This is a genomic window from Eubacterium limosum (genome assembly GCF_000807675.2).
GTDB classification, from domain to species: Bacteria; Bacillota; Clostridia; order Eubacteriales; family Eubacteriaceae; genus Eubacterium; species Eubacterium limosum.
On record NZ_CP019962.1, the window covers coordinates 3,447,491 to 3,467,085 of the forward strand.

General features: G+C 36.8%; 15 protein-coding genes. 4 read left to right on the forward strand and 11 right to left on the reverse strand.

The window, feature by feature from the left end; genetic code table 11:
- Positions 1–2 precede the first annotated feature (2 nt).
- The 4 genes from B2M23_RS16165 to B2M23_RS16180 form a co-directional block, all read right to left on the reverse strand.
- Positions 3–1,526 (reverse strand): xylulokinase, encoded by a 1,524-nt coding sequence (locus B2M23_RS16165; RefSeq protein ID WP_038353785.1) that lies wholly within the window; start codon positions 1,524–1,526, stop codon positions 3–5.
- Positions 1,527–1,535: 9 nt separating this feature from the next.
- Positions 1,536–2,558, reverse strand: a complete 1,023-nt coding sequence (locus tag B2M23_RS16170) for a DUF5050 domain-containing protein (RefSeq protein ID WP_038353784.1) — start codon at positions 2,556–2,558, stop codon at positions 1,536–1,538.
- 38 nt (positions 2,559–2,596) lie between these two features.
- Positions 2,597–3,703, reverse strand: coding sequence for an ethanolamine utilization protein EutH (locus B2M23_RS16175; protein WP_013380144.1), 1,107 nt, complete (start codon positions 3,701–3,703; stop codon positions 2,597–2,599).
- Positions 3,704–3,769: 66 nt separating this feature from the next.
- Entirely contained in the window at positions 3,770–4,447 is a 678-nt protein-coding gene (locus B2M23_RS16180) for a hypothetical protein (protein WP_038353783.1), read from the reverse strand.
- A 515-nt stretch (positions 4,448–4,962) separates the two neighbouring features.
- On the opposite strand from B2M23_RS16180, the gene B2M23_RS16185 reads away from it, so the two are divergent.
- The 4 genes from B2M23_RS16185 to B2M23_RS16200 are packed head-to-tail and all read left to right on the forward strand — an operon-like array spanning position 4,963 to position 8,946.
- On the forward strand, positions 4,963–6,450 hold the full coding sequence (locus tag B2M23_RS16185; RefSeq protein WP_038353782.1) for an NAD(P)/FAD-dependent oxidoreductase: 1,488 nt from the start codon (positions 4,963–4,965) through the stop codon (positions 6,448–6,450).
- 2 nt (positions 6,451–6,452) lie between these two features.
- Positions 6,453–7,697: an NAD(P)/FAD-dependent oxidoreductase gene (locus tag B2M23_RS16190; RefSeq protein ID WP_038353781.1), complete on the forward strand. Its 1,245-nt coding sequence runs from the start codon at positions 6,453–6,455 to the stop codon at positions 7,695–7,697.
- Positions 7,698–7,699: 2 nt separating this feature from the next.
- The gene (locus B2M23_RS16195) at positions 7,700–8,071 is read left to right on the forward strand and encodes a DUF1667 domain-containing protein (protein ID WP_013380149.1); all 372 of its coding nucleotides are present in this window, start codon (positions 7,700–7,702) and stop codon (positions 8,069–8,071) included.
- Between the two features lie 44 nt (positions 8,072–8,115).
- Complete coding sequence (locus tag B2M23_RS16200; protein WP_038353981.1) at positions 8,116–8,946, forward strand: HAD-IIB family hydrolase; 831 nt, start codon at positions 8,116–8,118, stop codon at positions 8,944–8,946.
- Positions 8,947–9,038: 92 nt separating this feature from the next.
- Here B2M23_RS16200 and B2M23_RS16205 read toward each other — a convergent pair whose 3' ends face one another.
- The 7 genes from B2M23_RS16205 to B2M23_RS16235 form a co-directional block, all read right to left on the reverse strand.
- Positions 9,039–10,475, reverse strand: a complete 1,437-nt coding sequence (locus B2M23_RS16205; protein ID WP_167617929.1) for an iron-containing alcohol dehydrogenase — start codon at positions 10,473–10,475, stop codon at positions 9,039–9,041.
- 17 nt (positions 10,476–10,492) lie between these two features.
- On the reverse strand, positions 10,493–11,983 hold the full coding sequence (locus tag B2M23_RS16210) for a xylulokinase (protein ID WP_038353779.1): 1,491 nt from the start codon (positions 11,981–11,983) through the stop codon (positions 10,493–10,495).
- 31 nt (positions 11,984–12,014) lie between these two features.
- The gene (locus B2M23_RS16215) at positions 12,015–12,869 is read right to left on the reverse strand and encodes an HAD-IIA family hydrolase (protein WP_333559718.1); all 855 of its coding nucleotides are present in this window, start codon (positions 12,867–12,869) and stop codon (positions 12,015–12,017) included.
- A 151-nt stretch (positions 12,870–13,020) separates the two neighbouring features.
- Positions 13,021–13,875 (reverse strand): DeoR/GlpR family DNA-binding transcription regulator, encoded by an 855-nt coding sequence (locus tag B2M23_RS16220; protein ID WP_013380155.1) that lies wholly within the window; start codon positions 13,873–13,875, stop codon positions 13,021–13,023.
- Positions 13,876–15,442: 1,567 nt separating this feature from the next.
- On the reverse strand, positions 15,443–15,979 hold the full coding sequence (locus B2M23_RS16225) for an IbrB-like domain-containing protein (RefSeq protein ID WP_038353777.1): 537 nt from the start codon (positions 15,977–15,979) through the stop codon (positions 15,443–15,445).
- Positions 15,972–17,306: a phosphoadenosine phosphosulfate reductase gene (locus tag B2M23_RS16230; RefSeq protein ID WP_038353776.1), complete on the reverse strand. Its 1,335-nt coding sequence runs from the start codon at positions 17,304–17,306 to the stop codon at positions 15,972–15,974. The genes B2M23_RS16225 and B2M23_RS16230 overlap by 8 nt, the downstream gene beginning before the upstream one ends.
- 395 nt (positions 17,307–17,701) lie before the next feature.
- Entirely contained in the window at positions 17,702–18,904 is a 1,203-nt protein-coding gene (locus tag B2M23_RS16235; RefSeq protein WP_038353775.1) for a YSIRK-targeted surface antigen transcriptional regulator, read from the reverse strand.
- Between the last annotated feature and the right edge of the window lie 691 nt (positions 18,905–19,595).

Below are 19,595 nucleotides of genomic sequence, written 5' to 3' on the forward strand. Positions count from 1 at the left end.
TTTTATTCTTGTACAATCGCTTCAAAAAGATCTACGCAGTCACTTTGCATTTCTTTATAAATGGCGTAACCTTTATCATAAATCGATTGATTATTTGGGTTTGGTTCATACCGTTCAACTACTTCTACCATATTATCAGCAGCTTCTTCTACGCTTTCAAATAATCCAATAGCTTTACCGGCTAAAATTGCAGCACCTAAACAAGCCGCTTCTTTGCTGTTCGTGATGCAAATAGGTTTCTGAAGAATATCAGCTTTAATTTGGTTCCATACAGAACTCTTGGATCCGCCGCCAAAGGCACGAATTTCTTCCACTTCGATTCCCATTGCAGAGAGCGCCTCGATATTTCTACGGACAAGATAACCCAAGGATTCCATAATCGCGCGGATAAAGTGTCCTTTTTTATGTATCATTGTAAGTCCAAGGAAAATTCCCGTTGCGTGGGGATTCACATCGGGCGCAAGAGAGCCACTTAAATGCGGCAGAAAGCTTAACCCTTCTGCTCCTGGGGGTGTTTGCGCCGCCTGTTTTGTCATCAGATCGTAACTGTCTTCTTTGAGCATTTTTGCACAGGCCATTTCAAGCTGACAAAAATTATCACGATACCAACGCAGGCATATTCCTCCTGAAGTAAAAGTATGCATCATATATGTATCTTTGACTGGATAATAATGGATTGGCATCTGGCGGTTATCGTCATAAATGATTTTATTGGTTGGCACACATACTGCCAGAGTAGATCCGATACTTTCCGAAAACATACCAGGACGAACTGCACCAACGCCTACAGCACCAATGGCGTTGTCCATAGCACCAGTACAAACTTTTACGTTGGAATTCAAACCTAGCCTTTCGGCCATTTCTGGTAAGATAGTACCTGCTACTTCACCTGGTTCTAAGATTTCAGGAAAGTTTTCTTCTGTCATGCCCAACTCATCCAACATTGGCTGCCAATATTTTTTTGTAGTGATGTCCCAGTATAATGTAGAGCTGAGCATTGAACAATCTGATACATAGCGGCCTGTTAGATGATGGATTATGAAATCCTCAATCAGAAGAATTTTCTTTGTTTTAGCAAAGACGTCCGGTTCATTTTCTTTTACCCACAGTGCTTTCGTGATTGGCCAATTTGCTCCCCAACTTACTTGCCCGGTATGTTTATAGCAAAGTTCATTACCATATTTTTGTGTTAAATATTCGGATTGTTTAACTGCACGGTTATCCATCCAACTAATAGAGTTGCGCAACGGATTACAGTTTCCATCTACAAAGAACATTGTTTCACTTTGTAAGGAAAAGCCAATTGCGGTCACTTCATTTAAATTCACTCCCTGTTCTTCAAGCTGTTTAAACCCTTTTTCAATGGCAGCCATATAGATGGTTGGGTCTGATTCTACGAAATAACTCTGTGGTGTATAAAGCTGGTACTCTATTGTTGCGTTACCTTGTATTTTACCTTTTGTATCAAAAATGGCAATTTTCATGGCAGTAGTGCCAAGGTCAATGCCTGCAATCAACGGATTCATATATACCTCCTAATTTGAATCTGCATCATCGAATAATTGATACCATTCTTCGTTATCTAACGATGTGGCCCAAGTTGCACCATTTTCTTCTGTTACAAAAAGATGATTTTCTGCTATATCTATAATGCTTTCCTGAGAAAAGAAGCGATCTTCAAAAATATGTGCACTTGAACCATCGCTTTGACACCAAGCGGCCTGTATACGCCTATCTGAATTCGATATAAGCAACCCAACTTTCCCATTGGCAGCGTTATAATTCGTAACAGACGAAAAGGGAAGAGCAGTATCTTCGGTTGAATTACAGAACCGTCGATATACAACACCATCTGCTTTTGATAAATAAAACATATAATCGCCATTCAGACTAATATTTTGTGCGGATTCTGGCAAGGTATGCTCTAAATTGTTTTGTGATATGAGATTATACCAGCGGTAGTGCCCGTTGGAAAGCTGCATGAGTAGATTGCCGTCACTGGCCCAAAAATTCTCTATTGTATCTTGGAAGAGCATTTCTTCGTAGGCTCCTGTGATACTGCAACGAAAGAGATGACGCTCTCCGTGATGTTCTTTTAGTGAATAAAGATAATTTCCCATTGGTTCAAACTTTATACAATTTTCTACCGTTGTTCTAAGTTGCTGTGGCGTGTTGACCACGGCACGATACACATTTTTTCCGTCAAACATATAAAAATATCCTGAGTATTCTGAAAAATAACAAATAGTTTCATTACTCTTTTCAGCAATACTGCATGCCTCCACACAGGTGCCCGTCGCCAGATCCTGTGCTTTCAGTTCGGAACCAAAATTTTTGATGACAATTTTATCCCTTTCAAGTATATGATTGGAGGATGGGTGGTATTTTTTTCCATAAGAGAGATTATCTTCCGTATCGGTTGGACTTTTTACTGTTTTACCAAGCTCTGTCAGATCAATTGTTCCCTTAAGGAGAAAGAACAGGACGATGGCAGCAATAAAAACTCCCAATAAAAGCAGAATATATTTTTTATTCGATAATGTAGAATTCCTTTTCATTTAATATCGTTTACCTTTTATAATAATAAATTATTTTTTCAAATGGTTGCTTCGGGAATATCCTCCAACTGTTTTTTATCTAAATTCATAAAGAAAATCGCTGAAAGTACACAAAGAACACCACCAAAAAGTTTTGCGGCCACCATCGCTGCAATTAAATCGGGTTCTACACCTGCGCAAAAGCCTAGATGATCGCCGAGTGCAAAGGCTGCACAACAAGCAAAAGCAATATTAATGACCTTACCTTTATTATCCATATCTTTTAGCATACTATATGCAGGAATTGAGTTGGCACAGCAGGCAATCAGTCCTGCTACGGCAACATCGTTAATACCGATCATCGCACCGAGTTTACCGAGCGGTTTGCCTAAGACTTTTGTTAAGACTTTAACCAGTGGATAAGCACCGGCCAGCATCATGGCAATTGATCCGATAACGCCCCATACTTCAGATAATGGACGTAATTCAATCAGGTGAATTGGAGTCAGTTCTTGTACAATTGCTAAACCGAGGAAAAAGCTTAGGTATGCAATCATAAATTTTGCGAAAATATTAAAACCTTTGATCATGCCTGTCGGAATAAATTTTAGTCCTAACGCAATCAAAACTGCAAAGATCAGCACAGGTACCATGTTGATCAATACCATCCCTATATCAAAGCCAGCAACTAAGCCACCGACTATACATGCGAAAGGAATACAGACAATTCCAGACATAGTTCCAATAGCTAGAAAACGTTTATCACTTGGTTGCATAATTCCAAGACAAACGGGAATTCCAAAAGCGATCGTTGGTCCCATCATTGATGCCAAAATGATGGCTGAAAAGTTCGCAATGTCAGCGTTGTTTGGTTGAATGGCATGAGCTAATGCATATCCTCCGGTATCAATAGAGAGAATTAGTGATCCCGCCATGCTTGGGTCAGCTCCGATCGCTGAAAACAGAGCCCCAACAGTTGGTGTGAGCACAGCGCCAATTAAGTCTACTGTAACCATGATCCCAGCCATTCCAAGAGTCAGAGCACCCATGGCGTTGAAGCCTTCTTCGAATTCCTGACCAAGACCGAGTCTGTTCCCAAACATCCGATCAATGGCAGCAACCGCCATGAAGATGACCATAATATAAACAATTATTTGACTAATCATATTACCCTCCTATTTTAAGGGCTGCCGCTTGATGGCTTTTGACAGCGCGGCAGCCTGTATCCTTATTTATTTTTTATCCATATAATCGGCAACTGCCTGTAAGTTTTCTTTAAAACTCCCATCTGGCACAAAGTTCTTTGTAAACAAAGCGCTACCCATTGTAAAGCCCCAAGGGCCAATATCAAACATGGTATCAATACGTTCGTAATTGGAAATACTTCCTGCAACAGCAACCTGTGCGTCAATCGCTGCACAGAAATCCCTGGCAAGTTTTTCGCCATCGATAACATGACGATAAGCTAAAATATCAAAAGCGGTGATACCTTTTGCCATCAAATCCTTGGCATTTTGGATGATTTCCTCGTTAGTTCCTTCTAGGATGCTAGGAGAACCAGAAACTTTTCCAACAAATGGACTATACGTCATATTATGTTCATTCAGGTATTTGTGCACGGACTCATAGTAAACAGTTCCCATTAGGGTATCAAATCCGCAGTCAATACAAGTTTTTGCAGCTTCCAAGCATGAAGCTTCGTCATAGGTAACAACTTCAAGATATGTTGTTTTTCCAGCTTTCTTCATTGCTTGTACGATTCGTTTCATTTCATCTTTAGGGAGTCCGACATTTTTAAAACCCCAGTGCTGTACGCTATCAATGTCCTTACATGATTCGAAGATATCGTAAGCGTCCTTTACGGTTACATCATTATGTGTCAGCATTACAATTAAATTTGGTTTTGCCATTTTAGTATCTCTCTTTCTGCGGGCTAAGCCGCGGTGCATTTTTATTAAAATCTCAAAACCCAAACAGACATCAGCAGACGATTTCTTCTGAGCAAATAGGAAACTCGCCCGCTACAAAAAATATACATAAATTTTTCACACCCGTCAAACAGTCAAATTGTCCTGAATCGGTCGTGCTGGAAAAAAATTTGTATGAATCGCTCACACTAATAGGATAATTTCTCGTTTTGATTAAAAAATGAAAATATATCCGGTTGAAATTAAAAAAATCCTTTGGTTTTAACATCATGATTTTTTAAGATTTCTTCAATTTTCTTTTATGTAATAACGGTTGCCTAAAGTGATTTATATTTTTCCATTTTTACCAAAACGATAAGAATAAGCTCTTTATGAGCGTTTCCATCTGAATCGTGACGTATTTGGATGGGGATCTTCCTTGACGCTTTAAGGGGACTCCGATATGATGAAATCAACCAAACAGACAAATCTCAAGATTAAGAAGGAGGCACATATTCATGTGGGATGCAGTTATAATCGGAGCGGGAATTAGTGGATGCTCTGTTGCAAGAGAACTTGCCAGATATGATCTGAAAGTTCTGGTTTTAGAGAAAGGGCATGATCTATGCGCTGGCACAACCCGTGGAAATTCTGCGACTGTTCATGCTGGATATGATCCTGATCCTGGATCCAATAAAGCGATTTATAATGTACAAGGCAGTCGTATGTATCAAAAACTTTGTGAAGAACTCGATGTTCCTTATGTTCAAAATGGTATGATCGTTTTTGCAACTAACGATGAGCAAATGGAGGAAGTAAGGCGGCTTTACAAAGTGGGATGTCAAAATGGCGTAAAAACAGAAATATGCGATAGAAAGCGCGTTTTGGAAATTGAACCGGATATGGGGGAAGGCGTTATTGGAGGTCTTTGGGTTCCAGAAAGTGCGATGGTTTGTCCCTACAATCTGGTATTCGCGATGGCTGAAAATGCCGCTAGAAATGGTGTGGTTTTTAAAACAGGTTGTGCAGCTCTGAAAGTAAAAATGAGTGATGACGTCTGGGTTGTTACAACTTCTGAGGGTGAAGAACGAACTCGCTACATTTTTAATTGTGCAGGTACACATGCAGATAAATTTAATAATATGGTATCAAGAGATACGTTCAAGATTATTCCACGTGAGGGACAACATCTAATCTTAGATCGCGATCTTTCGCAATACACTAAAACAACCATTTGTCAGACTCCGGAAAAACTTACAACTGGTGGGCATACCAAAGGCATGGGATTGATGCCTTCCGTGGATGGCACAATTATCCTTGGCTGTAATGCTGATGATGTGGAGGATCCTGATTTTTCTGATAATACTAAAGAAGGGATGGACAAAATTCTCAATTATTTTGAAAAAAAATGGCAATATCTTCCAATTAGCAAGCATGTTTCAAAATTTCCTCGAGATGCTGTGATCACAGCTTACGGCGGGAGTCGTGCACACCCTGACCGTGATGACTTTATTTTGGGCGAACCGGAGGATGCGTTGAATTTTATCAATTTGGCTGGAATTGAATCGCCCGGTGTAACGGCGGCTCCTGCGATAGCGATTGATATGGTTAAAATACTGGTTGAACGTGAACAGCCTCCTGTAAATCCAAATTATAAAATCGGCCGTGAGGTCAAAAAAACTTTTCGTACCATGAACGTAGAAGAGCGGAAAAAAGCCATAGCTAAAGATCCTGATTACGCGCGTATCGTCTGTCGATGTGAACAGATCACCGAAGCGGAAATTCGTGATGCAATCCGACGTCCGGTAGGGGCACGTAGTATTGGAGCTGTAAAAATGCGGGTACGCTCCGGAATGGGACGATGTCAAGGTGGATTTTGTAGCCCCCGGGTTATGGAGATCCTTTGTGAGGAATTGGGAAAAACACCTTTGGAAATCACCCAGTCAGGTGGCAATTCTTATATTTTAATGGAAAAAGCATGTATGAAAAACGGAGGAAATGTCTGATCATGAAAAAAGATCTAGTAATTATTGGTGGAGGTGCCGCAGGCCTTTCAGCAGCCGTGGAAGCTAAAGAGCAGGGAATTCGAGATATCCTTGTTCTTGAACGTAGTCCCTATCTCGGAGGGATTTTGAGACAGTGTATCCATAATGGATTTGGCGTTCACAAGTATAAAGAGGATTTGACGGGTGTTGAGTTTGCCTATAGAATTTCGTCGGAGGCACTTAATGCCGACGTTGAGTGTCTTACAAACACTTTTGCTTTAAATATTTCTCATCAAAAAGTTATCAGTGTCATTCATCCAGAAAAAGGACTTTTTGAGATTCAGGCCAAAGCGATTATTCTTGCCATGGGATGTAGGGAACGTTCCCGAGGCGCCCTAATGATCCCAGGAAAACGTATTGCCGGTATTATCACGGCGGGGACGGCCCAACATTATTTAAATATAGATGGTTATCTTCCAGGGAAAAATATTGTTATTCTAGGATCTGGTGATATTGGGCTTATCATGGCGAGACAGTTTGTTATGGAAGGAGCCCGTGTAGAACATGTTGTAGAAATTATGCCTTATTCTGGAGGTTTAGCAAGAAATATTTCCCAATGTCTAGAGGATTTTGACATTCCGATTAGTTATAATAGTACCATTGTTGACATTCAAGGAAAAGGGCGTGTGGAACAGGTGACTATCGCTAAAGTGGATGAAAATCGCTGTCCAATTCCAGGTACAGAGTTTGAACGCCCCTGTGATACACTTTTGATTTCAGCTGGCTTGATTCCAGAAAATGAGTTAACTAGAGCTGCCGGTATTGAATTATCCGAAACGACTAAAGGTGCAGTTGTTGATGATAATCTGATGAGCTCTCTTGAGGGAGTCTTTTCATGTGGAAATGTGCTCCATGTACATGATTTAGTAGATTTTGTGAGCATGGAAGGGACAAAAGCAGGCAGAAATGCTGCGCGTTATCTGAAAATGGGGGCGGTTGAAAACAAAGCTGTTTCTGTAAAGGATGGATTTGGTGTCAATGGTGTCGTTCCACAAAAGATTCTTTTTGATGGCGATGATGAGGTAGAGTTTATGTTTCGACCAAAGAATAAGTATAAAAACTGCAAAATATGTATTGATGTAGATGGGAACTGTATTAAGGAGATGAAAAAAATGGTGGTGACGCCTGGAGAAATGTGCTCATTTAGGGTTGAACGCACTTTGCTTAATCAGGCAGAACAAGATATTACGGTTCGGTTGGAGGTATGAAAATGGTGAAAACAAAGCAGTTAATTTGTATCAACTGTCCTATGGGATGTCGCTTAAATGTTGAGATAGATAAAAGCCGCGTTCTCTCTGTTAATGGTAATATCTGTAAGCGCGGTGAAAAGTTTGCGTTTCAGGAGGCGTTGGAACCGCTTAGAATTTTGACTTCTTTGATGCGAATTGAAGGGTATGAAAAGCCATTCAGTGTCAAAACATCTTCACCGATTCCTAAACGTATGCTTTTTGATTGCATTGAGCAAATTTTTTCAAATCCGGTTGAGCGTTCAAAACTTCCCATTCATGTGGGTGATGTAATTATTTCGGATGTCTGTGGCAGTGGAACAGATATTATTGCTACTCAAGAAGTTATTCTTTGATGCTTATTTTAGGAAATAAGCATTCAAAGAAAAAGGAGATATTTATGAGCACACTTTATTTATCTGATTTGGATGGAACTCTGTTTACGACAAAAAAAAGTTTGTCCGAAAAAACAATCATGCTTTTGAACGATTGTTTGGTTAAGAATGTGAACTTTGCAGTTGCGACAGCACGTATGCCATATGGTTGTGATTATCGGTTGGAGCCTCTTAATTTAACTACGCCGTCCATTTTAACGAATGGTGTCTTTCTTTACGATTTTAGTACGCATTCGTATCTTGAAGCAAAAAAAATGTACCCTGAGGCAGTTTTTGATGTTTTGGAGGTATTTAATGAAATGGACACAGGCGTTTTTCTTTACAGCTTCTCACAGAACCAGATTCAGATTTATTATAATCGGGAGGCAATGATAAAGCAGACGCAATATTACAGCGATAGAGCCTTGAAATGTTGTTCAAAAGTGGACTGTCAACCAGACCTTAAATCATTTGTTTCCGTGTCAGACATTGTGTATCTTGCATGCACTGATACTGAAGAAAAGCTCAAGCCAATTTATACAGCTATACAAAAAATAAAAGGCGTATCCTGTGCTTTTTATTTAAATATTTATAATGGGCTTTACTGTATTGAAATTTTTTCAGATCAGGCAACTAAAAAGAATGCACTACTCGAACTGAAAAGCATGTTACATTGTGATGAAGTCGTCGTTTTCGGAGATAATTTGAATGATCTATCAATGTTTGAAGTGGCTGATCGGAGATATGCTGTGAGCAACGCTCTGGACTCTGTGAAAGAACTAGCTGATGAAATCATTCCTAGCTGTGACGAAGATGGAGTAGCTGCTTTTATTCACAAAGAAATTTTTGGAGATTAAATATAATATATCAAAACACCCCTGTGGAATAAAAATTCCACAGGGGTGTTTTTTAAATAAAAGGGGGTCAATAAAAAGAATTTTCTCGCGCTTTACAAACCTGCATCTAGTTCCGATGCACGCTGAATCAAGCGTTCAATAAAATCATCGTTCCACCATCCTATATAGAAAAGCAAGTCGGACAGGGTAAAACGATTCCGGTATAAGTGGCAATTGCGAAGCGCCCAGCGAGCTGTTTTTTCATCAATAGACGGTGTCATTTGAGAATAATGGGTGGGGGCTCCGGCGGCACGCATCTGTTCACATAAATGTTGCGGTGGCACGACAACATTTTGAATTTCTGTTTTAATAATATCCCAGTTGCGTAAAAATTTTTTGAAATTTTCTTTGTTTGATTTCCAGTTTTCCAGCTTTTTTTGATAGCCTTTCCAGCATTCGTCGGCAGTTTCTTTCTTAATCCATTCAAAGGACTCATAGACCATGGATTTCATTTTTTCCTCTGTAGGAAAGCATTTTTCAAGATCTACGGATGTGGGATCAAATTCATTTAACAAAATATCCCAAGCGATTGCAGTAAAAATTGTGCCAATGGACACCTGGGCACCGTGGAATGCGACATCACGATGTTGCTTATCTGCGGCCATATCCAGTAAATGCGTGATGATATGCTCTGTTCCTGAGGAAGGGCTGGATTCCCCTGCAATTCCCATGGCCAAACCACTTAATGTAAGCACTTTGGCCAACAGTTCAAATGTTTCCTGGTCTTTTGCTGCCAACCGTGCAGATTGTTCTAACAACTCTGAATTTTGCGTGCGTAAGATGTCGCAAGATGGATCATTGTAGGTGTTGTTCATTCCTAATTTATAAGATAAATACCAATCCACCGGTGCAGTCCAAGTTGCCAGTACATCACCGTATCCTGCAAGGTTTCTTTCCATAGGTGCCTGTTCGATTACGTCTAAGTCAATCACCAGAACAGAAGGATAACGAGTTGGGAGTGAACATTTTACACCATTTTTCAGCATAATTGAAATTCCGTCCGAAAAAGCATTTACGGATAATGCCGTTTGTACAATGATTAGCGGAATAGAATCGTCGACGGCGTGCGATGCATCTTTACAAAGATCTGTTATAGTGCCTCCACCAATTCCTAGTACACAGTCTGCCTGATGTGTGCGGATTACTTCCTGGATTCGAGTACTTTCTTCATCGACTGCGTGCAATACATGGTCATGATTATCTAAAGTTAGCCAGAGTACATCGAAATTTTGACTTAACAGATAATAAATTTGCTCCTTTAAACTATCTTTTCCACGGAAGTAGGGGGTCATGTCGGATACCATGAGTATCTTTTTGCCACGTGTATGCTCTGAGATAATCTCAGGCAGTAATTCTATCGCTTTTTTTTGAATATAAATCTGATCCATTAAAATAGGGCAGAGTTTACCCTCAGGATCATTGTCTTTTAATGCATTTCTGAGCGTATCTAAATCTCTAGGATCTGCATAAATCAGTCTTGGATCTGCCATGATCATTTTGTTCCTTTCTAGCTGTAACATTTATCAAAAAATAGTTCCATCGCAGCATAACACTCTTTGTAGCGGCCATAAGCTTCATCATAGGATGCCTTTTTTTGTACGTCTGGTTCATAGGTTGCGCCTAGTTCGACCATGGCTTCTGCTGCTTCGTCCAGATCTTTGAAATTACCTTCTGCTACGCTTGCTAACATTGCTGCACCAATCGCCGCACCTTCCGCGCTTTTAGTTGCCGTCATGGGTTTACCCAGTAAGTCTGCTTTCATCTGACACCATAAAGGTGATTTTGTACTGCCACCGACGATACGTACATTTGAACAATCCATACCGATTTCTTCAAAGCGGTCCACATTGTCCCTGAGACCGAATGCAATGCCTTCAAATACAGCTCGTGCTAAATCATCAAAATTATTGTTCAATGTTAATCCGGTAAAGGTTCCTCTTGCGTTTCCATTCCAAGTCGGCGTCATTGCTCCTTGCATGCATGGGAGAAAAATAACGCCATTAGAACCTACTGGAGATGTCGCAGCCATAACATTCATTATGTCGTAATTGTCATATCGCATAATATTGTCGCGGAACCAACGTGTGGAGCCGCCAGATACGAAGCCAGGGTTTTCGATTAGCCACCATCTTGCATCCGCATGATGATGAGTTTCCACTAAATTTCCAATCTTATCAAATACTGGTTTGTCCGCCACAGCTGCCACAGGTTCTGCAGTTCCCGTGATATCACACACCATGCCTGGTTTCACGAGTCCAGATCCTACACAGGCAGAATGTTCGTCACCTGTACCGATGATCACTTTCGTCTTTGTGGTCAAACCTAGCTCTTTTGCGGCCTGCTCTGTTAAATGACCGCAAACTTCCTCCGGTTTTCCGATTCTGCCTAATAGCTGTGGATCAATATCAAAGACTTTTGCCATCTCAGCGTCCCAGCATTTATCTGTAACGTTGTATAACATTGATGCTGACGCTTGGGCATAATCCACCACACTTTCTCCGGTCATCCAATGTACCATAAAACTATCCACATTTAGGATGTTTTTGCATTTTTCATATATCTCTGGATGATGTTTTTTAACCCATAGCATCTTTGCAGCAGTATGAGATGAATCCAGGTTTAAACCTGTGATTTCAAATACGCGTTCTGAAGAAATTTTTTTTTCAATTGTTTTAATTTCTGTTTCAGCGCGACGATCTAGCCAGATAATTGAATTCATCATCGGATTTCCCTCGTGATCAATGACAACAATACTGTCATTAATCGCATCCATCCCGATTGTTCCAATTTCCTCTGGTGCGACTCCACTTTTTTGTATTAATTCATGTACCACTTTCTTAAAAGAATGGATCCAGTCTGCTACGACTTGTTCTGCCCATGCTGGGTATGGATATACCGGATCATGTACGCAATTTGCCTCCATTATGATTTTTCCATTTATATCGACCAAAAGGCCTTTTAAACTTTGTGTTCCCAAATCGATTCCTATTACATACATTTTTTCCCTCCGATCTCGCCTGATGGCCACCTTACAATAATGGTGTGATATTTTTCACGGAATCGAAAACGAGATGTGGTTTTACATCCGATCCCGGAAGATCAGCCAATCGGGCCTCTCCACTAAGTACCAAAATACCAAAAAGGCCGTTGAAAACACCAGATTTTACATCAGTATACAGCCGGTCACCTACAACTGCTGTATTTTCAGGTTTAGCACTCAACACATTTAAGGTATAGTCGATTATTTCTTTGTTTGGCTTTCCGATGATCTTATCCGGCATTCGTCCTGTCGATGCGCTTACATAGGCATGAAAGGCTCCAATATCTGGGACAAATCCATTTTGGGTTGGACAGTTATAATCTGGATGTGTACCAATGTATGGAAGGCCTTCGCGTACTAAATCACAAAATTTACATAGTTTTGTATAGTTGAAAGAAGTATCAAATGCAGAAATCAATACATCAGGATGGTCTTCTTCCAGACAGATGCCATTTTTTTCAAATTCATCCATAAGTGCCTTATTTCCAAAAAGGTATACACTTTTCTCGGGAAAATTTCGTTTTAGGTAGTCAATGGTAGCATGCCCAGAAGTGATCAACTGTTTTTGTGGATCGATGTCGAGACCCATTTTATGTAATTTTTCCACATAAATTTCTGCATTTTTAGATGAGTTGTTTGTCATAAAACAATAATTCCGGCCCGTTTGCTCAATTCGTTCCAGAAAAACCTTGGCACCATCAATCCATGTTTCATCCAGATAAATGGTTCCATCCATGTCTAATGCAAAATTTTGTATTTGAGAAATCAGCGCATTTGCATCTTGATTTACTCGATATTTTTCATGTAAAATTTCGATAATATCACCTCTTTTGGATGTTTGAATTGTCCAAAATGTCTGTTTGGGGTTATCGATTACTTTTATTATGAATGGATTTTTTTAAAATGTCAAGAAAACCAAAAAGCCTGGAAACCCTTTAAAATAAAAGGTTTCCAGGCTTTTGATAATAACTCGTTCAAAAAGGTCATATCGAGATTTATTCCGTTTTTTTGAGCGTTTTGCTCTCTAAGGGGACATCTTTTCCCTTAATGTCCGTTTCTGGCTCTGACAAACGCGGAATTGTGGCAAGAATTACTTTAAGCCCAGCGTCTCTCATCCGTTTGATATATTCTGGGTTTGCGTCATCATCCGTAATCAGCGCTGTGATCTCTGAAATTTTGATAAAAGAACAAAGGGCATTTTGATTGAGTTTTGTGCTGTCACAGAGAATATAGCGCTCTCTTGCACATTTTAGCATCACCTTTTCTACTTTTCCCACAAGAATATTATCGCTTCCTGCACCGAATTCAATATCAAAAGCATCACAACCAATAAATGCTTTGTCTGCGCTATACGACTGAAAAAGAATATCCGATGTTGGACCAACGACACAACCGGTACGTCCTCGAACAATCCCACTGTTAATGTGTACCTCCAATTTTTGGTTGGGAATGGTAAGTGTCGACATAACGGTGGAATCTGTTAGAATCACAGCTTCTTTTAGCTTTAAAAGCCAGGGTGCCATCTCTGCTACTGTGGAGCCACCTCCAAGAGCCAAGACATCACCATCATTGATTAATCGACAAGCCTCTGCTGCGATGGCTTTTTTATTTAAAATATTGATTCTGGATTTTCGCTTCATGGTTTCATCGCGGTCGGCATCAATACTAGCAGCACCACCATGAGTTCTTATGAGAAGACCCTTTTCCTCCATTTTAGCAAGCTTTTTACGAATGGTTGAAGTCGATAAATGTAATGCTTCACAAAGATCGCGATTAGATACACGTTTATGTACCTCCAAATAGTATAGAATATAACTTTCATCATCTCCATTAAACCGATCAATAACCATGTGTTTACCTCCTTTTTCTTAATTCTTTTCCTTGAAATATATTTAAAAACAAAATGCTCTGATTTTTGAAAATTTATTATGTTATGACTGAGTACTTAAAGCGGGAATACTTTTTGCTTTTTACAGGATCATTGTAAATATGGATAAATATCGAAAATCTTTTTTTTGCATGGCTAGTATAACATAAGTTATAGGCTACTGTCTATCCCGTGAACCTAGTAGCTCGTAAAATTAAATTTCATATAAAAGATAAGATTATCGTAGATATCAAATGACTATTTATGAGAAATTATTTAAATAAATTATAAAATACTAAAAAATATTATCGTAAAATATATAATTATTAATTTAAATTAATAAAATCACTACAATTTAACTATTTAAAAGTATGAATATTGTTATATTTTACTCGCCATACTTCTAGTTGTGTAGCTTTCTAAAAGTACACTATTATAGAGTTATAGGTGAGTTTAAAATACCTGGTTTGGTAGTACTTGTCTTATAAATTATTAAAAAAGTTTTTTGTCATGTATTTGAAAATTTTTTGTGTAAAAAATAATTGTATTTACGTAATTTATTCAATATGTCCATGATATTTGTTGTTGATAGAGAGCATATAGCAGTAAACTGATACTAATCAAACATGAAGATAACTTGCTCGTATGTAAGGTAATAATTAATCAAATTAGAGGCTCATATCAAACCGATAGATACTACAAGAAAAAACAACGTATTTGTTGAATATAGAGATAAAGGCATTTTTGTTACCGCGTTTCTTATTATTACAAAAGTTTAAGTAAATAAGGGGATGTTTGTGATATTCAGTTTTTAAAAAAGGGATGTTAGGGGAAGTTTTGCAAAATAAAAAAGACATAATCCCATGCTGTTTGTTAGAGATAGTATAGTATCTAGCCAACTTTTCTATTTACCGGATTGAAGATGTTTTCGAAGATCTCTGAGACAGTACGGTATCCTAAGGGATCTGAAGAAAAAAGATTATGAACAAATTGTGACATAGTGGATTTAACCAACTCTCAAAACTTATCATTATGTCTATGTAGATGAAATTTGCTTAAAAAGCAATGGGATGCAAAATTTTGCAACAGCATGGTTTTAAAGGCCGCTTATATTAATATTGAAGGATACAAGAAAAGTATCTAGATGGTAAAAGTTATAAGAGTGTGTGCTTTTTGTCTGGTTTAAAACATATTTTACTAAGAGGGCATTTAATTGTCGGATAAAAAATTTTAAATATATTAAAACTCTTTAGAAAGCTTTCGCAAAAACAAAAGAACGATGATGTACGGTTTTTTAGCAAAATATTTTTCGTTGTCCCCAGAATATAGTCCAAAGAAGTATATCATACTTGTTAAAAGCTATCCAATAACACCTTGTAAGTACTAGACTACGAGATACGTAGCTAAAAGAAAGCCATTGAATCACTATCAGATGAGGAAAAACGCCTTAATTTTGGGTTTATGTATGAGTGTATAGCTTATCGTATAAATTTAGCACAAAAAGCACATCGGCTTCAATATATCTATTTTTCTTATTCACCCCTTTGGGATTAACTATCCATTAACAGTTCTTCCTCTTCCAGGGGTTCCCAAGCTTGTCCAAAGTCGACCTCTTTAAATAAGGCTGCAACGCCTGTGATCTGTTTCAGACGAAGAATCTCGTCTTTCTCCATTCCCAAATGTTTAGCGATCCATGTGTCTGAACGTCCGAATTCATGGAGTTCTTTCACGATATTGCTCATTAAATCAACATCATGAGTTCCTCTAGCGCGGTTATGTCGAATCGTACTTGCTATCCTCTGATCAAGAGGTTTATCGATGACAGAAACAGGCAGCAGCCCATTCTCTCGTTCATAAATATCTGTATATTCTTTCATAATTCTATATCTATGAAAGCCATCGACGATGATATAAGAATCTTTTAGCTTGTCATAATAACAAACAATAGGCATTGTGTAGCCATCCGATTTAATACTATCATACAATAATTTCATCTCAGGCGGTGCAACAGCATTTGGGTTATAATCATTTGGTACGATTTTTTCTACTGGAACCGCTTGAATATTATATACAGGACTTTTACTCATTACCTAGTTCCTCCAAACTATTATATTTTTCCTTAAGATAATTTAGTTGCCTCTGTTGTTCTCGAGTTAATCCAAATCCCATGAATCGACAAATATGATCGTTTTTCAAAATACAAAAACACATCCGTTTCCAACTAGGGATATCTTTGGTTGACTTGATGTCGTCTGTATTATCTGGAATCTTGTCTAAGAAAATAATTCTTGAATTCTTAAAAATTGTATGATTAGAAATCCCATTCCTTTTGATTCGATAGCCATGTTCTTCCAACTCTTGGATGGTCTCTTCTTCAAGACCACCACCAACGGTATGCCAAAACGTAATAGATTTATTAAATTTCTTTATGTAGTTCTGACGTAACCGTGTTGGAAGTGTAGCAAGCAAAAATTGTGTATAAGATTTCCATGTATGACCTTCAGGAAGAGTAACTTTACGATATCCCATTGCTTTAGTCTTACCATAAATCATAGTAAAATTTGCGCCTTGAACTCTTCCTAATAGTTTTACCCACATCTGAAAATCGATTATTCGATAAAGATTAAGGGAATCTTTTGCATAATCTTGGAAAGGGGAAGCAACACGCATCTGAGAAACCGTTAAACCGGCTTTGTAGTATAGATCATATAGCTTATTATAAGGGTAGTTAAAAAGATAATACGCATGCCAAATATCTTCAACTGACCAGTCATATAATGGTGATGCTGTCCAAACTTCTTTAAACTGTTTCGTAATCCAACATTTTTGTTTATAAGCATATTTCTTATTAATAAAACCGCTATAACGTTGCAACGACTCATCCGCACGGATTCCTAACAAACAAATCGTTTTTTTATGTCCATGTGATTGTCGATACCAACGGCCAAATTGTTTAGCTAAGTCTTCTTGGTGCATTTTATAACGGTAAGTTGTTATAGGATTATGATCTAAATTGATGACATAATCATGTTGTGGCATCGGGCGTACCCAACAGTCTTTTTTTGTATCGTCCCAAGGATACCAGTACATTTCATAACTACTTAAAGCAGTTCGTGTTGCCATAGGTAAACAAAGCCAGTATAACTCTACATTTACGCGCTTTTCTAAGGTATGAAAAGTTTCTTCTACATATTCTGTTGTCATGCTATACTGTGCTTCAAAATCCTGATGGAATACACCAATTGTTCGTAAAGGATAGTAACGATCTCGAAATTCTAAAAGAATATTCAACAATAAACCGCTATCTTTCCCTCCTGAAAAAGATATATAAATAGTATCGAACTCCTTAAATATAAAATGGAGTCGAGTTAATAAGGCTTGATACACATTTTGTTGAAGATATTTTTTTCTCATAGCATGATTTACTTTACATTGACAATCACAATTGCATACAATATTATATATATAATAAGCTCGCTGTCACAGCACAGTTATACCATAATTATATTTAAAAAATACTTATAAGATTAATAATTATATAATCACACAGCTAGATTATTAAATTAATTTCAGCTCTTTTTCAGAGATATATATTATCTTTTCCTCGGATTGTTAAGTAAAGGTTGCTAGCTCCTTTCATTTGAAAAACACTCATAATTTTTTAGGACAGAATTTGGGAAATAAAAACCTAAAAATTATATAGTTATGCCTTATTTACATAAAATAAGTTGTTCTATAGTATATCATAAGTAGATATTAATGTATAGTTTTAATGATATCGGTCGAATTCTAAAATTTGAAATTTTTTGCTAAATGATCTTTTCTTTATCAAGTAGATTGGTAGAAAATTGATAATCTTTAGGAGATATTCCTGTAAACTTTTTGAAAGTTTTATAAAAATGAGAATAGTCATAATAATCAAGAGTACCAGAAACTTCAAGAGGGGAGAGGCCAGATCGTAGTAATAATTTTGCTTCATTGATTTTTCGTTTATTTATATACTCTATGACACTAAGTCCAGTTTCTTTTTTGAATTTAGAGCGGAGAGTCGATTCGGATACAAAAAACTTGTTTGCAATATCTGATATTTTAATCGAACTATATAAATTAAGGCCAATAAACTGAATAACAGATTTTACAAAAGATGAGCAACTTCCACTTAAAAAATCGTGCATTATTTTAGTGAAATGTATAATTGCAGTATCCCTAACGTAAAGAACATCCATCAATTCTGTTATATTTTCCAGTTGTTTAATATAAAAATCACGAAGTCGATAAATATTGGTAATATCATGACCCAATTGAATTGATTGGGAAGAGAGCTTTTCTAAAATGATAATTGTATAATTTTTTTCTGTACGGATAAAATCTCCGCTAACATTGGGTATTATACTGTTACTTGTTTTGGCTAAATTTTCTTTTAAGCTTTTCAGATCTCCTTTTCTAACAAGATCCAATAATTGTGCTTCATAATAATATAAATAATTTTCTGCATTAAAAATACGATTAGTATAGTTATTAATAGTATTATTTTTGATTTTAATTTCATTTAAAGAAACTTGTTGATGTAGTTCTTTAGAATATGGACATTCATCATCTCCATTAAATATAAAGTTTAATAAAATAAGAATATCACGAATATCTCCTAAAGGAAAAACAGGTAGGTGATGTAAGTAACGAGATAAATGGTTTTCATAATTTTCGTCTCGAGTGATTGTTCGAATTTTTTTTAGTATATTATTTTCATCGAGATGGTTGGTTATGAATGGACCAAGTATTAGAATAATATCTTTGAAACAAAACTGTAAGAAAACTTCGTCAAATATTCCAGAAAATAAGTAAGGAGATTTCTTGCTATTAGGTTGAGTAAGATGCTTTTTGAAGTCATATGGAAGTATGTATACTTGGTTTGAAACATATAGATTTTTTAATAAAAACTTTTTATCAAAAACATGTATTGGGAGTTTAGATATTACGTGAATCGATTTTATGATCTTATAAAAATTATTCATTGGTATTTTCCTTTCCTTGTCTTTTAAAAAAGAATTGATATAATATGGCATATTGTTAGTATAAAAAAATTAAAATACTTTTCAATAGTCATACAAAAAAGAAATATTATTTACATATATTTGTTGAAAATTACAGAGCAAATATTTTATGTTATGATTAAAGTTATTGGATATACTGAGTAAAATTTTTGTTTTTTTAAAAGTATCTGATTATTTTATAAATTTTTACTAAATATTTTTAATATTCAAAATTTGTATGTGTAAAAAGAGAACGAAAAGAATATTACAGAAAAATAGAAAGTAGATTAAAACAAATTTGTTTATGGTTTGTATAATAGCGATATCTTTTTATAAATTATCTAGTAGAGTAAACAAAAAAATTTATAAACAGGTTGAATCTTGGCAAATAGGATCATATGTAAAGTAGATTATTATATTTTAGATGGTATAATTTATCCCTGAAAATGAGCTTTTATAGTAGTAGGAGTATTTATTGTTATTGAGAATATTTTTATAATTTTGTTAGAAATAAATTAATGAAGTACTGACCGCTGTTTATAAAAATGTAAAATAGCCATTTATGGATAAAATGACGGATAATAGCATTAAAAATCAATCAATAATGGACTATAGTACTGAAAAAAGATACATACAACAGGGTTAATCTACAAAAAATGGAAAAGGATAAATT